Raw genomic sequence first — 14,129 nt, 5'->3', positions numbered from 1 at the left:
TAGGTGCTTACCTGCCACGTTTGCGCCTATTCATTACCCTGAGTGCGCGCCTTTGTATACACCTTGAGCACGCCATGCTGGGTGCGCGTGGCCAATAGGCCTTGTCAGGGGCATCGCTTCTCTCTATATTGTTACTGTATAACATTATGGAGAAAGGCATGAAACCTGACATTCACCCAGTCTACCGCCCCGTCCTGTTCCACGACGTCGGTGCCGACGCCTTTTGGCTCATCGGCTCCACCGTCAGCACGGACAAGACCTTCACTCATACCGATGGCAACACCTACCCCTATGTCACCCTGGACGTCTCCAGTGCTTCACATCCGGTGTATACCGGCCAGGAACGCAAGGCGAAAACCGAGGGCCGTGTGGCAGGGTTCAACAAGCGCTTCGCTGGCTTCGCCGGCCAACCCAAGTAAACGCTGATCACCTAGGTGGGGCAGGCACCGGTATGCACACATCGTTTATTGCCCGTTCTGCAGTGGAACGGGTACTGCTGGCCGGCGGCGTGCTGCTTGCGTTGTGGATGGTGGTCGGGTGGGCGGTGGCCGTCCCATGACGCCTCCAGCCGTTGTACTGTCCGACCTCACGTTGGCCTATGATCGCCATGCCGCCGTGCAAGGGCTTAGCGGTAGCTTCGCAATGGGCAGCCTCACTGCAATCGTTGGGCCCAATGGCGCTGGAAAATCCACCTTGGCCAAGGCCTTGGTGGGCCTGCTCCGCCCTGCCCGTGGCTGCATCAGCCTGGGTACGCTTAGCGCGCAGGCCATTGGCTACCTGCCCCAGGCGGCTGAAATAGACCGAGGGTTTCCACTCACCGTGGCCGATCTGGTGGCCATGGGTGCCTGGCGTACCTCAGGCGCCCTGCGTCGGCACAGCCGTGCTCAAGCACAGCAGGTGACCGACTGCCTGGCCACCGTAGGCCTGCCGGGTTTCGAACAGCGCAGCATCGCGGCTTTGTCTTCGGGGCAGCTGCAACGGGTATTGTTTGCCCGCCTGTTGCTGCAGGAGGCGCCCCTGATCGTACTGGACGAGCCATTCAACGCCATGGATGCGCGCACCACCGAGGACCTGCTACGTCTGGTGCAACAATGGCACCAACAAGGCCGTACTGTGATTGCCGTACTGCACGACCTGGAACAGGTTCGGCAGCATTTTCCCTCTACCCTGTTAATGGCGGGCCGCCTGGTAGCCTGGGGGCCAACCTCTACTGTGCTGGTTGCCGACCACCTGCGCCAGGCGCGCCACCTGGCCGCCGCCAGCACAGATAACGGCCCGTGGGTGTACTGCCCTGCCGGTGTAGCACCATGACGTTCTACAGCGTTGCCATTCAACCGTTCGTGGAGTTCGGCTTTATGCGGCGCGCGCTGGCGGCCTGCCTGGCCATGGGCGTAGGGTCTGGCCCGGTGGGCGTGCTGCTGGTACTGCGTCGCATGAGCCTGGTGGGCGATGCCATGAGCCATGCGGTGTTGCCGGGCGCGGCTGTGGGGTTCCTGTTGGGCGGGCTGTCCTTGCCCGCCATGGGCCTGGGCGGCCTGGTCGCCGGCTTGACTGTCGCCCTGCTCGCCGGGCTGGTGAGCCGCTTCACGCCCCTGCACGAAGACGCCAGCTTTGCCAGCTTCTACCTGACGTCGCTGGCGGCAGGGGTGATGATCGTGTCGCTGCACGGGTCCAGCGTGGACCTGCTCCACGTACTGTTCGGCACCATTCTGGCCATCGATGCACCTGCGCTAGTGCTGGTGGCCGGTATCGCCTCCTTCACGTTGCTGTTGCTGGCTGTGATCTACCGCCCGCTGGTATTCGAGTGCGTTGACCCGGCCTTCATGCGCGCGGTCGGCGGGCGTGGGTCGCTGTACCACGTGCTCTTCCTGCTGCTGGTGGTGATCAACCTGGTAGCAGGCTTTCAGACATTGGGCACCCTGATGGCCGTGGGCCTCATGATGCTGCCCGCCACCGCCGCCCGCTTCTGGGCCCGCTCCTTGGTCGGGTTGATGGCGGTCGCGACCTTGATTGCCAGCTTGTCGGGGTTTGTAGGCCTGGTCGTGTCCTATCACCTGGGCGTGGCCTCGGGCCCGGCCATCGTGTTGTCGGCCAGCGGGTGCTATGGCCTGTCTTTGCTCTGCGGCCCACGGGGCCTTCTGCGCCGCACACCTTCCCTTCCTGCATCACACCTGGAGCTTCACTGATGACGCTGACTGTTCTATGGCGGGGCCTGGTGGCCCTGATGGCCGGCCTGGGCGCCGTGACCGCGCACGCTCAACCCTTGCAGGCTGTGGCGTCCTTTACGGTGATTGCAGACATGGTGCGCACCGTGGGGGGCGATCATGTGGCGGTAACGTCGCTGATAGGGCCTGACGGTGACCCCCATGTGTACGAGCCCTCCCCAGCCGACGCCCAGGCGCTGCATGGCGCAGACATCGTATTCGTAAGCGGCTTGCACCTGGAGGGCTGGATGGACCGCCTGATTCAGGCCTCCGGCTATTCGAAGCCGCCGGTAGTGCTGTCCCAGGGTATTCATACCCGAGCCTTGCAGGAAGACGGTGTGACCGTTGTGGACCCCCATGCCTGGAACAGTGCCGTCAACGCGCAGGTGTACGTGACAAACATCATCACCGCCCTGCAACACCAAGACCCCACCCATGCCTCAGACTACGCCCGCAATGGCCAGGCCTACCTCACACAGCTCAAGGCGTTGGATGCCTACGCCCGCAGCCGGATCCAGGCCATACCCGCAGCCAGGCGCAAGGTGCTGACCTCCCACGACGCCTTCGGCTACTTTGGGGACGCCTATGGGGTGACGTTCCTCTCACCCCTGGGCTTTTCCACCGAGAACGAGGCCTCCGCAGCCGATGTGGCGGCGCTGATACAACAGATCAAGCGCGAACACGTGGCAGCCTATTTCTTCGAAAACGCCGCCGACCCGCGGCTGGTGCAGCAGATCGCCGCGGCCAGTGGCGCACGGCCCGGTGGTGCGCTCTATGTGGAGGCGCTGAGTGCTCCCAACGGCCCCGCGCCAACCTATGCCCGCATGTTCCGCTACAACGTGGACCACCTGGTGTCGGCCATGGGCACGCCACCGCCTGACGCTCGCTGATATCACGCCGGGCCCGCTAGCAGGCCTAGGCTACTGGCCAGAGCGCGCAACTGGTCTTTCTCTTCCTGCAGCATCAATGCGTGGTCGGCCCGCTTGAGCAGCAAGGCCGTATGGGCCCGGCACACCGAGGCGAAGGTGGACGGATCGATCTGCGCCAAGCTGGCTAAAGCCTTGACCAGGCGTATGTCGATTTCCAACAAACCCGCGCCGTCGCGAGCGATAAGGGTAAAGAAATCATCGAACAGGTCCGCCACCTTCAGCGGGTGCAGGTACACCCCTCGGCACTGCTCCTGGGGCGGCTGAGCATCGCCTTTGAGCATTGACCACTGGGTGAAACACCGCACGCCTCGGCCGATCACATCAATGGCCGTCCCTGAATCATTGGTGGCGGGTGACAAGGCTCGGGAGGCAATTTCGCCCAGCACCACCAGGCCAAAGCGAGGGTCCTGCTCAAACGTGCGGCGTACCGCAAGGCTGAGGGCCTCCAGAAGCTGAGTGCCCAGTGCTTCGACGTCTACGCGCGTGCCGGGCTTGCGGGGCGTGACCTGGGCGATGAGGGCGCCAACGTGCAGGAACGTGCCAGGCAATACGTCCATGTACAGGCTCACGTCGTGGGCCTGAGCGAGGGCACCCAGGGCTTCCACATCCATATGCTGCACATAGCCGGTAGTGGGGCTGGTGATCGTAAGCGTGCCTGGCGGCAACTGCACGTGTGTAGGGTAGTGCTCTCCCCCCAGGCAGGGCCAGTGGGCACGGCGCTCCATGGCCTGAAGGGCGGCGGCTTCGACGCGGTCGATGGTTTCGCCTACCCGCCCCAGCCGCGACAGGTGGTCGATCCAGCGCAGCAGGGTATACACGATCAGGATGACCATGATGATCGTCACAGCAAACAGCACGACCCTGCCCTGCGCCCCGTACGCGCCTGTGCTAAGCGCGATGATGCCCACCAGGCTGAACAGGAAGGACCCGATGAAGGTGGCCAAGGCGTTCTGAGTGGTGGTGTCCTCCATCACCAAGGTCGTCGCACGCGGGGTCACGCCACTGCTGGCCGCGCTGTAGGCGCTCACCATGGTGCTTAGGGAAAAGGTCGTGACGGCCAGCATACTGGAGGCAATGATGGACAGGATGTCGTCGACCGAATCCGCCCCTACCTTGGCTGGGAGGGACGGAGGTACGAAGTCCCTGAACAGGATCGCCAGCAGCGCAGTCGCCACCCCGACCAGGGAAAACAGGCTGGCCCGGAACCACAGCCGCTTGGTCAGTTGACGCGCGGCCCAGCGCCATCGAGCAATCATGAAGCGTACCTTGGTGTGGGGAGGCAGACACAGCAGGCAGGCATTGCGCCTTGAGCCGCTACCTGCCCATTGGGTACGCGCCGTGCAGGAAAGTTTCAGGCCCTGGTGATCACCCGCTTGAGCACCTGGCCAAGTTCCTCAGTGGAGTAAGGCTTGTGCAGCAGCTCGATGCCTTGAGCGCCACCTAGGGCCAGCGCATGGCTGTACCCGGTGGCCAGCACCACAGGGAGCTGTGGTAGGTTCAACGCCAGCCATTTGGCCAGCTCGATGCCGCCCATACCCGGCATCACCACATCGGAGAACACCACATCGAAGCCGGCACCGTTCTGCCCCAGTAGAGCCACTGCGTCTTCGGCATTCACGGCCCACGTAGGGCGGTACCCCAGGTCTTCAAGCATCTGAGTGGCAAAGCGGCCTACCTCGATATTGTCCTCCACCACGAGCACGCGCTGCCCTGTGCCCAGAGCCGCTTGCGTTACATTTGGCACATCGGTATACGGCGCCACCTGCGCCTGCACTTCCGGCAGGTACAGGCTGAACCGTGCCCCCTTGCCCACAGCGCTGGTCACCGTTACATCGCCGCCAGACTGTTTGGCGAACCCGAACACTTGGGAAAGGCCCAACCCAGTTCCCTTACCGACCTGCTTAGTGGTGAAAAACGGCTCGAAAATGCGTGCCACCGTATCGTCCGAAATGCCCTCACCCGTGTCCGTGAGGGCGATTTCGGCAAAGGGGCCGGCGGCCGGGGCATGGCCACGAATCGCCGGCAACGGAATGCCGTGGCGCAATTCCACAATAAGCGTACCCGCACCGTCCATGGCATCTCGGGCGTTGACCGCCAGGTTGATAAGGGCCGTTTCGAACTGATTGGTATCGGCCTCAATGAAACAGGCCGTGCCGGGCAGCTCAGTGATAACGGAAATACGGGCACCCATCAGGGTATTGAGCATGTCTGCCAAGGCACGCAACTTGGCGCCAACCTCGAACACTTCAGGTTTAAGCGCCTGCCGCCTGGCGAAGGCCAGCAACTGGGCCGTGAGCTTGCTGGCACGGTCAACGGTATCGGACACAGCGGTAAGGTAGCGCTGTCGCCGTTCTTCGCTCAACGCAGGGCGTTTGAGAAAGTCCACCGACGACCGAATAATGGTCAGCAGGTTGTTGAAGTCATGGGCTACACCACCGGTCAACTGGCCTACGGCTTCCATTTTCTGTGACTGCCGCATAGCGTCTTCGGCGGCGGCCAAGGCTTCGATGCGTTGCTTGTCCTGGGTGATGTCGCGGCCTACGGCGTTGATCACGCCATCACCCGCTCGGCTTGACCAACTGATCCAGCGGTAGCTGCCATCCTTATGCCAGTAGCGGTTGTCCAGGCGCGAGTATTCCATGCCATTGCCCAAGTCACGGGCTTCCTGGGCCGTGCTCACCTGGTCCAGGTCATGGATAAAGGCGAACAGGGTGTTGCCCAGCAGCTCGGCCTCTGTCCAGCCCAGCAGTTGGGTCCAGGCTGGGTTGACCGCCGTGATCACGCCCTCTACGGTGCAGCGCAGCATCAGGTCCTGGGACAGCTGCCACAAAGCGTTGCGGTCTTCGGTGCGTTCGGCCACCACCCCTTCAAGGTGAGCGTTCAGCTCCTTGAGGCGCCGCTCGGCCAGAATACCCCGTGTAGTTTCGGTCACTACCAGAAAGATGCCGGCGACCTTGCCGTTGTCATCCCACAGGGGGCTGTGGCAATGCGTGAAGAACGCCTCTTCGGCCACGCCGTCGCGGTCGGGCGTGTAGCGCGCGTCCTCCACATAAAACGCTTGCCCACCTAATACCTGGTCAAAAATGGGGGTGAGCTGGTCCCACATCTCGGCCCACCATTCCCGGGCGGGCTGCCCTAGGTGGCCAGGGTGCTTATGGCCCAGGCTGGGCGCGTAGGCGTCGTTGTAGAACGTAATAAGCGAAGGTCCCCAATGCACCATCATGGGAAACTGCGAGCTGAGCACGATCTGCACAGCCGTTTTCAGGGACAGCGGCCATTGAGCCACCGGGCCTAAGGCACTGTGTGCCCAGTCCAGGGCGCGCAGCCGCTCGCCACATTCCCCGCCGCCCTCAAGGCAGAAGTGCTGATGCATAACCGTCACTACCCTCATGCTTAATGCGTGCCGATATCGGCTGGGCCATGATACCGGTTTGGCCTCGGCTTTGTATGACCATTGGCCTCGCCGGGTTGCCAATACACCGCAATGGTTTACTATCCCCGCGCCGGTTTCCGAAAGGAACTAACAGGGAATCCGAAGGGCTCAGGCCCCAAACGGAACTGCCCCCGCAACTGTAGGCGCCGAGCCTGCTCCATACGTGCCACTGGGCTTTGCCTGGGAAGGCTGGGGCGGTGGGGACGCGCCAGTCAGGAGACCTGCCGGCCTTAGGCGCTGTATGAACACCGGCTACGCTCGCCGACTTTTCATCCAAACCCTAGTCAACCACTTACCGGCGGGGTGTCCGGAAAAGGCATCCCGTGCGCCAGGCCCTGGCCAGGCAGCGCTTGCGGGCAGGTCTTTTCTGCGCTGCGCCACCCTGCCCTTGCTGGAGCGTTCGCCTGTGAAACTGCCCCTCTACCCTGCCCTTGCCTTGTTGGTAAGCGTTGCCACATCCGCCCTGGCAGCCCCCACCCAGTACCCGCTTACTGTGCAGAACTGCGGCAAGGCCCTGACCTTCGAACAGGCACCGCAGCGCGTTGTCACCATTGGCCAGGCCGGTACGGAGATGTTCTACGCCTTGGGCCTGGGCGACCGTTTGGCGGCCACTTCCCTGTGGTTCGATGCAGTCAAGCCCGAATACGCCGCCCAGAATGCCAAGGTGGAACGCCTGGCCAACAACGAGCCCAGCTTCGAAGCCGTCATTGGCAAACGCCCCCAACTGGTAGCGGTTCAGTTCGAATGGATGGTAGGCCCGCAAGGCGCGGTAGGTACGCGGGAGCAGTTCCACGACCTCAATATCCCCACCTACCTGATGCCCTCCGACTGTGTAGGCAAGGACAACCTCACAGGGGCAGACGGCACGCGCCTGCAAGCCTTCGATATCAACACGCTCTACACCGGCGTGCTTGAGCTGGCAAAAATCTTTGACGTGGACGACCGTGGCCAAGCCTTGGTGGCGGACTACAAGGCACGCCTTGCGCGTGCGGCGGCGCGGGCCCAAGCCAGCCCGGTCAAGGCACCTACGGCGGTGGTGTGGTTCTCCAGCGCAGCCCTGGCCACCGACCCCTTCGTGGCAGGCCGGCAAGGCGTGGCCGATTACCTGCTCAATGCCGTGGGGATACGCAATGTGGTCACGTCCACTGAAGAATGGCCAACCGTGGGTTGGGAAACCCTGGCCAAGGCCAACCCTGACTTTATCGTGATCGCACGCATGGAGCGCCGGCGCTTCCCGGCAGACGATTACCAGAAGAAGCTGGCGTTTCTCCAAAGCGACCCGGTCACACGCAACATGGATGCGGTAAAGCATGGCCGCATCCTGATCGTAGACGCCGATGCGTTGCAGGCCAGCACCCGCCTGTTCGAGGGTATCGAACAACTGGCTGAGGCCCGGGAGCACTACCGCCCATGAGGCCAGGTTGGGGGTGGAGCCTTCTGCTGCTGGCCGGGGCGTTGCTGGCCGCCACGGCCATAGGCGAAACGGCCCTGCCTTTGGGCCAGGTGCTGAAAGTACTGGCCAATCAGTTGGCTGGGGCTCACTACCCGCTGGACCCCATCGACGTGGGCATTGTGTGGAATTACCGCCTGCCACGCGCCCTGGTAGCGGCCGCCTGTGGCGCAGGCCTGGCGATCTGCGGGCTGATCCTGCAAGCGCTGTTACGCAACCCCCTGGCCGAGCCCTACCTGCTGGGCATTTCGGCCGGTGCGTCTACCGGCGCGGTGCTGGTATCGGTGCTAGGGATCGGCGGCGGCTTGATCTCGCTGTCAGTGGGGTCGTTTTTGGGGGCGCTGCTGGCCTTTACCCTCGTCATCGTGCTGGCACGCGCTTCGCGCGCCAGTGGCAGCGCAGGGCTGATCATCCTGGCGGGCATCGCCAGTTCCCAGTTGTTCAACGCCCTCACGGCGTTTGTGATCGCCCGTTCAGCCAATGCCGAGCAAGCACGGGGCATTCTGTTCTGGCTGATGGGCAACCTGAGCGGAGTACGCTGGCCGGCAGTGGCACTGGCGGTGCCCGTCGCGCTGCTGGGGCTGGGTGTGTGCTGGTGGCAGCGGCGAGCACTGGATGCCTTCACCTTCGGCGCTGACTCGGCCGCGTCATTGGGCGTGTCGGTGCGACAACTGCAGGTGCTGTTGATGACCTGCGCCGCGCTGGTCACCGCAGTGATGGTGTCGCTGGTGGGGTCCATCGGGTTTGTGGGCCTGGTGATTCCCCATGCTGTGCGCTTGCGGGTAGGCCCAGGGCATGGCCGGCTGGTTCCGCTGTCTGCCTTGGCCGGTGCGGTGTTTCTAATGGCCGCAGACGTGCTGTCACGCCTATTGATCAAAGGCCAGGCATTGCCGATCGGCGTCATCACCGCACTGGTGGGTGCGCCCGTCTTCGCGGCCCTGCTGTTGCACGGGAGCCACCGCCGATGAACACCCCGGCACCGCTCCTGGCCTGTCACAACCTGGGGTTGACGGTGCGGGGGGCCTGCTTGCTCCAAGGGGTAAGCCTGGCCCTTCAGCCGGGTGAAAAGCTGGGCATTGTGGGCCCCAACGGGTCGGGCAAATCCACGCTGCTCAAGCTGTTGGCCGGTATCGCTTCACCTACGCAGGGCCGGGTTGAATTGGAAGGGCGCGACCTGCACCGTTTAAGCCGTCGGGACGTGGCCCGTACTCTGGCCGTGGTCCAGCAACAGGCCGATACCAGCGACCGCTTGCGAGTACACGACGCCGTGGCGCTAGGCCGTACCCCGTGGCTATCGCCCATGGCGCCGTGGCGCCCCGTGGATGAACAGCGGGTGCGCGAGGCGCTTGCAGCCGTGAGCCTGGAAAATCTGAGTGAACGCCTCTGGCACAGCCTGTCTGGGGGAGAACGCCAGCGCGCGCATATCGCCCGTGCGCTGGCCCAGCAGCCGCGCCTGCTGTTGCTGGACGAGCCCACCAACCACCTGGACATCCGCCAGCAGCTGGCGCTGTTGCGGCTGATCAACCAATTGCCGGTGACCACTGTGATTGCCTTGCACGACCTGAACCAGGCACTGACCTGCGACCGCCTGGCGGTGCTGGACAATGGCCGCCTGGTTGCGCTGGGCGTACCGGCACAGGTGCTGACCGACGAGTGCCTGGCTGACACCTTCGGTGTAAAAGGCCGCTGGTTGCAGGACCTGGAAGATGGGACCAGGGCGCTGGTGTTCAGCCCTCTCTAGGGCCTGTCTGAAATAAGCTGTGCATCGGTGATGCTGTGTTGAAAGCAGACTCGGAATGCTCATTTACAACCAGTAAACTCCGCTTCCTCGTCTGCTTTCGCCTTGCCTCGCCTTCGCACAGCTTATTTCAGCCAGACCCTAAGTCTCTTAAGCACAGTCACAACGTCCATTTAAGGCTGAACATTACATTGCGCGGGTCCCCATATACCCCTGCCCCGGTGGCCACAGGAATGCCCTGCCAGTAACGCTGGTCGAACACGTTGTTGAGGTTCACGCGGCCATCCCAGTGGTCGTTGAAGCGGTACCCTGCCATTAGCCCTACCACCGCATAGCGGTCCTGCACCGAATGGCTGCCATTGCCCAGCTTGTTATAGGTTTCGCTTTGCGCCAGCACATCCCCGCCTACACGCCATTGGCTCAAGGCACCGCTCAGCTGGTAGTTGGTGGCCACCTTGAACAGGTGCCGTGGCTGGTTGGGGGCGAACAGTTCGCCGTCGCGGTGGCTGGGGTCTTTCACGAACTGGCTCAACACCAACGTGTAAGACGCGCTCAGGTTCCAGTTGGGGGTAAGGGCGCCGGTGACTTCGGTGTCGATACCACGGCTGCGCACTTCACCCGCCGCCTCATAGCAACTACGGTTCTGGCTGGCGCAGCTGGTGGGCTGGTTTTCCAAAAGGTAGGCGCGGTTTTCCTGGGTCATGTCAAACAATGCCACCGAGGCGTTCAGGTCGCCTTCGAAATATTCTGCCTTAAGGCCAAGCTCGTAACTCTTTCCTGTGGTGGGCTGCAGCGCGCTACCGGCAGTGTCCTGTTCCGTCTGCGGCTTGAAGATTTCCGTATAGCTGGCGTACACCGAATAGGTGTCGTTCAGGTCGTAGACCACGCCGGCATAGGGCGTGACTTCCCGCGTGACCTTGTAGTCCCCCTCGCCGGACCGGTTGTCGTAGTCATACCAGCTCACCCGGCTGCCCAGGATCACGTGCAGTGGGTCGATGGGGTTGAAGCGCGCGGCGGCATAGACCGCTTCTTCCGTGGCCGTGAAGGTGCTTCGGTAAGGCTGGCGGGTGCCCAGCGAAGGCCGGGGAATCAGGTGCGGGTCGAATGTGGCCAGGTTGATCGGGGTATCGGGCCAGTAGCCACCGTCCTGGTCGAATTTCTCCTGGCGGCGGCTCACACCGAAGGTGAAGTCATGCTCACGCCCTAACAGTTGAAACGGGCCAGATAATTGGCCGTCCAGGTTGGTTTGCACATCGGTGGTGTTGTATTCGCCGGTGCCCTGGCCGAGCGCGCCTGTCCTGCTACGTGTGGGGTAGCTGGAGAACATGTCCGACTCGGCCCAGATACGGGCGGCGGATAGCTTGCCGGTCCAGCCGTTGTTGAACCGGTGAGTCACGTCGGTAAACGTCGTAACCACGTCCTTGTCCCAGTAGGCCCAGTCGTTGCTGAGGAAGGTCGAGCGCGGCAGGTGCAGGTCTTCACCGTTTACGCCGGACGGCAGTGCGCCCCAGTCCGAGGTGGCATCGTCGCGCTGCTTGGACGCGCCCACGCTCCAGGTGGTGGACTCATTCAGGTCCGCTTCCAGCACGCCATAGAAGGTTTGGCGCTCCTTGTCGCGTTCGTCGATGAAACTGTTGCCTTTCTCGTAGGCGGTCACCACGCGCCCGCGCAGGGTGCCGCTTTCGTTCAGCCGGTTGGAGGCGTCCACCTCGGTACGGTAGCGGTCCCAACTGCCAGCGCTGGTGGTCACACTTACCTGGGGCGTGGCGGTGGGGCGTTTGCGCACCAGGTTGAGGGTGGCAGACGGGCTGCCGGCACCTGTCATCAGGCCCGTTGCGCCGCGTACCACTTCCACGCGATCGTACAGTGCCAGGTCCGCCCCAGTGATGGTGTCCAACGTGAAGGTACTGACCATGGTCGGCAAGCCGTCGTACATGAGGTTGTCGATCACGAAGCCGCGTGCAAGGAACTGCTGGCGGTCCGTGCCGAACTTGCGCAATTGCACGCCGGGGGCGTACTTCACGATGTCGTTGAGGTCGTTCATGCCTTGGTCGTCCATGCGCTGCCGAGTGATGACGCTGACCGATTGCGGCGTCTCGCGGATGGACAAGGGCAGCCCTGCTGCCGTACTCATGCTGTGGGTGGTGTAGGCGCCACTGCCCTCGGTGGCCGCTGCGTCGGTTGTACGCTGGCCTGAGCCTTGGGCGGACACTTCGGTGGTACCCAATTCGACCGTTGCGCTGGTCGTCACCGGCGCGTCCGCCAGGGCCCAGCCTGCCGTAAGGGATGAAAGCGACAGTGCGAAGGCGCGCAGGGGAACGTGGTGCATGGAGCAATCCTCAGGCACACGCAAGCGCCCGTACCCCGGCGGCACGGTATCAGTTCAGGTAAAAGGCTGAGGCTTGCGAGGCTCGCCGTAGAGCGGGCGGCTCAGAGGCTATGAGAATGGTTAATTATTGTAAATAATAATTTATCTTATCTGATGCTAATTCGTAACTGAATCTTACACAGCCAAGGTGAGTGCTTCAGTGCGCCGCTTTGGACAAGGGCAGTGCCGTCGTGTGCTTGATACGCTCCATGGCAAAGCTGGAGCTGACGTCCGCAATACCGGGAATCTGTATCAACTGTTTATACACCGTGTCGTAGCCGGCGATATCCGGCACCGCAAGGCGCAATAGGTAGTCCGTAACGCCCGCCATGCGGTAGAACTCCACCACCTCCTCGATTTCACCTACCCGCCGGTGGAAGTCTGCCAGCCACTCCACGTTGTGCTGGCTGGTACGCACAAAGGCGAACACGGTGACAGGAAGGCCGATGCGTTGAGGGTTGAGCAACGCCACCCGCGCCGTGATCACGCCCTGCTCTTCCAACTTCTGAATCCGCCGCCAGCAGGCGGTATTGCTCAGCCCCACACGTTCCGCCACCACGCCCAGCGCCACGGTGCAGTCTTGCTGCAGCACCTCCAGGATGCCGCGGTCGAATTTGTCCATTAACCAGTGCCTTTTAGAAGCTGACGTTATAAAGAAAGCAGAAAGCGGACTAGGTTTGGAAATATATTCCTAAACACAACCCATAAAAGAAATTATTTTTACAATTAGGCCAAATTAGCTATGCATATATCAATATTTTTCACCTGCAAGTGCCATAACATTTTCACCACCTCAACTGCCTGCTCTGGATGTGCCCATGGCCGAGATATATTTTGATTACGCCGCCACTACCCCCATCGATGACCGCGTGATCACTGCCATGCTTGCGCACATGGGCCGCACGGCTCAGTTCGGCAACCCCGCCTCCAGCTCCCACGGCTTTGGCCAGGCGGCTCGCATTACCGTTGAACAGGCCCGTGAACAGGTGGCCGCCTTGGTAGGGGCCACGGCAGAAACGATCATATGGACCTCCGGCGCCACGGAATCCAACAACCTGGCCCTCAAAGGGGTTGCTGCCTGTGCTCCGGCTAACCGGCGGCATATCATCACCAGCCTGATCGAACACAAGGCCGTACTGGATACGGCCCGTCAGCTGGAAACTGAAGGCTTCGACGTCACGTGGCTGGCACCCCAAGCCGATGGCACCGTATCGCCTGCCGCCGTGTCAGCAGCGTTGCGAGAAGACACGCTGCTGGTGACCTTGATGTTGGTGAACAATGAGCTAGGCACCGTAACGGACGTGGCGGCCATTGGTGAAGCGGTATGTGGGCGGGGGGCGCTGCTGCATGTGGACGCTGCCCAGGCCACGGGCAAGGTGGCCATTGACCTGGCTCGCTGGCCGGTAGACCTGATGTCCTTTTCCGCCCACAAAACCTACGGCCCCAAAGGCATTGGCGCGCTGTACGTAGGCGAGCGCGCCTACCCGGTGCTAAAGGCGCAGATTCACGGCGGAGGTCACGAACGTGGGCTGCGCTCCGGCACCTTGGCCCCGCACCAGATCGCCGGCATGGGCAGTGCTTTCGCCCTGGCCAGCGAGCTGCAGGCCACGGAGCTGGCGCGCATTGCGGCCCTGTCCACACAGTTGCGCACCGCCCTGCTGGACTTGCCCGGCGTGACCCTCAATGGCCACACGAGCCAACGCATCCCTCACACCCTGAACCTGTGTATCGACCAACCTGGCTTCAATGCCGCACGGCTGGCCGGTACGTTGGCGTTGTCGTCCACCTCGGCCTGCAATTCGGCCAGCGCCTCGGCGTCCCATGTACTGCTGGCACTGGGGCTGGACACCACCCAGGCCCAGCGCTCCATTCGCTTGAGCCTTGGGCGGTATACCACCGAGGCAGACGTGGAGGCTGCGATAAAAGCCATTCGGGATTGCGTACTGGCGCCCGTGGCGGCTTTTGGATTGCCGGCTTGGTAAAACTACGGACGTTACAGCTGGCCAC

General features: G+C 62.6%; 12 protein-coding genes and 1 riboswitch. Of the genes, 8 read left to right on the top strand and 4 right to left on the bottom strand.

Features of this window, described 5'->3' with window-relative positions; genetic code table 11:
* Positions 1–158: 158 nt before the first annotated feature.
* From HBH25_RS01425 to HBH25_RS01410, 4 genes are all read left to right on the top strand, one after another.
* The gene (locus HBH25_RS01425) at positions 159–419 is read left to right on the top strand and encodes a type B 50S ribosomal protein L31 (RefSeq protein ID WP_168080763.1); all 261 of its coding nucleotides are present in this window, start codon (positions 159–161) and stop codon (positions 417–419) included.
* Between the two features lie 136 nt (positions 420–555).
* Positions 556–1,311, top strand: a complete 756-nt coding sequence (locus tag HBH25_RS01420) for a metal ABC transporter ATP-binding protein (RefSeq protein WP_168080761.1) — start codon at positions 556–558, stop codon at positions 1,309–1,311.
* Positions 1,308–2,186, top strand: a complete 879-nt coding sequence (locus HBH25_RS01415) for a metal ABC transporter permease (RefSeq protein ID WP_168080759.1) — start codon at positions 1,308–1,310, stop codon at positions 2,184–2,186. Before HBH25_RS01420 ends, HBH25_RS01415 begins: the two co-directional genes overlap by 4 nt.
* Positions 2,186–3,094 (top strand): metal ABC transporter substrate-binding protein, encoded by a 909-nt coding sequence (locus tag HBH25_RS01410; RefSeq protein WP_168080757.1) that lies wholly within the window; start codon positions 2,186–2,188, stop codon positions 3,092–3,094. The genes HBH25_RS01415 and HBH25_RS01410 overlap by 1 nt, the downstream gene beginning before the upstream one ends.
* Before the next feature lie 2 nt (positions 3,095–3,096).
* Here the strand turns inward: HBH25_RS01410 and HBH25_RS01405 are convergent, their stop codons facing one another.
* Both HBH25_RS01405 and HBH25_RS01400 read right to left on the bottom strand, forming a co-directional pair.
* A complete protein-coding gene (locus HBH25_RS01405; protein WP_168080755.1) occupies positions 3,097–4,389 on the bottom strand; it encodes a DUF2254 domain-containing protein in 1,293 nt (430 codons plus the stop codon).
* 95 nt (positions 4,390–4,484) lie between these two features.
* Positions 4,485–6,506, bottom strand: a complete 2,022-nt coding sequence (locus HBH25_RS01400) for a hybrid sensor histidine kinase/response regulator (RefSeq protein WP_218585484.1) — start codon at positions 6,504–6,506, stop codon at positions 4,485–4,487.
* A gap of 114 nt (positions 6,507–6,620) precedes the next feature.
* Positions 6,621–6,809: riboswitch (cobalamin riboswitch) on the top strand.
* Between the two features lie 163 nt (positions 6,810–6,972).
* Between HBH25_RS01400 and HBH25_RS01395 the strand changes: the two genes are divergently transcribed.
* Genes HBH25_RS01395 through HBH25_RS01385 form a run of 3 tightly spaced genes read left to right on the top strand, consistent with a single transcriptional unit; the run spans position 6,973 to position 9,757 of the window.
* Positions 6,973–7,980, top strand: coding sequence for an ABC transporter substrate-binding protein (locus HBH25_RS01395; RefSeq protein WP_420708410.1), 1,008 nt, complete (start codon positions 6,973–6,975; stop codon positions 7,978–7,980).
* Positions 7,977–8,984, top strand: a complete 1,008-nt coding sequence (locus HBH25_RS01390; protein WP_168080749.1) for a FecCD family ABC transporter permease — start codon at positions 7,977–7,979, stop codon at positions 8,982–8,984. Before HBH25_RS01395 ends, HBH25_RS01390 begins: the two co-directional genes overlap by 4 nt.
* A complete protein-coding gene (locus tag HBH25_RS01385) occupies positions 8,981–9,757 on the top strand; it encodes an ABC transporter ATP-binding protein (RefSeq protein ID WP_168080747.1) in 777 nt (258 codons plus the stop codon). The genes HBH25_RS01390 and HBH25_RS01385 overlap by 4 nt, the downstream gene beginning before the upstream one ends.
* A 157-nt stretch (positions 9,758–9,914) precedes the next feature.
* Here the strand turns inward: HBH25_RS01385 and HBH25_RS01380 are convergent, their stop codons facing one another.
* Both HBH25_RS01380 and HBH25_RS01375 read right to left on the bottom strand, forming a co-directional pair.
* A complete protein-coding gene (locus HBH25_RS01380; protein WP_168080745.1) occupies positions 9,915–12,083 on the bottom strand; it encodes a TonB-dependent siderophore receptor in 2,169 nt (722 codons plus the stop codon).
* Between the two features lie 196 nt (positions 12,084–12,279).
* Positions 12,280–12,744 carry an Lrp/AsnC family transcriptional regulator gene (locus tag HBH25_RS01375; protein ID WP_168080743.1) on the bottom strand — a complete coding sequence of 155 codons (465 nt, stop codon included), beginning with the start codon at positions 12,742–12,744 and terminating at the stop codon, positions 12,280–12,282.
* A gap of 190 nt (positions 12,745–12,934) precedes the next feature.
* Between HBH25_RS01375 and HBH25_RS01370 the strand changes: the two genes are divergently transcribed.
* Positions 12,935–14,104, top strand: coding sequence for a cysteine desulfurase family protein (locus HBH25_RS01370; RefSeq protein WP_168080741.1), 1,170 nt, complete (start codon positions 12,935–12,937; stop codon positions 14,102–14,104).
* The last annotated feature ends 25 nt before the right edge of the window (positions 14,105–14,129 follow it).

The organism is Pseudomonas quercus, assembly GCF_012033695.1.
GTDB lineage: Bacteria > Pseudomonadota > Gammaproteobacteria > Pseudomonadales > Pseudomonadaceae > Aquipseudomonas > Aquipseudomonas quercus.
Note: the sequence above shows the minus strand (reverse complement) of the source record. Positions and strands in the feature narration are given on the sequence as shown.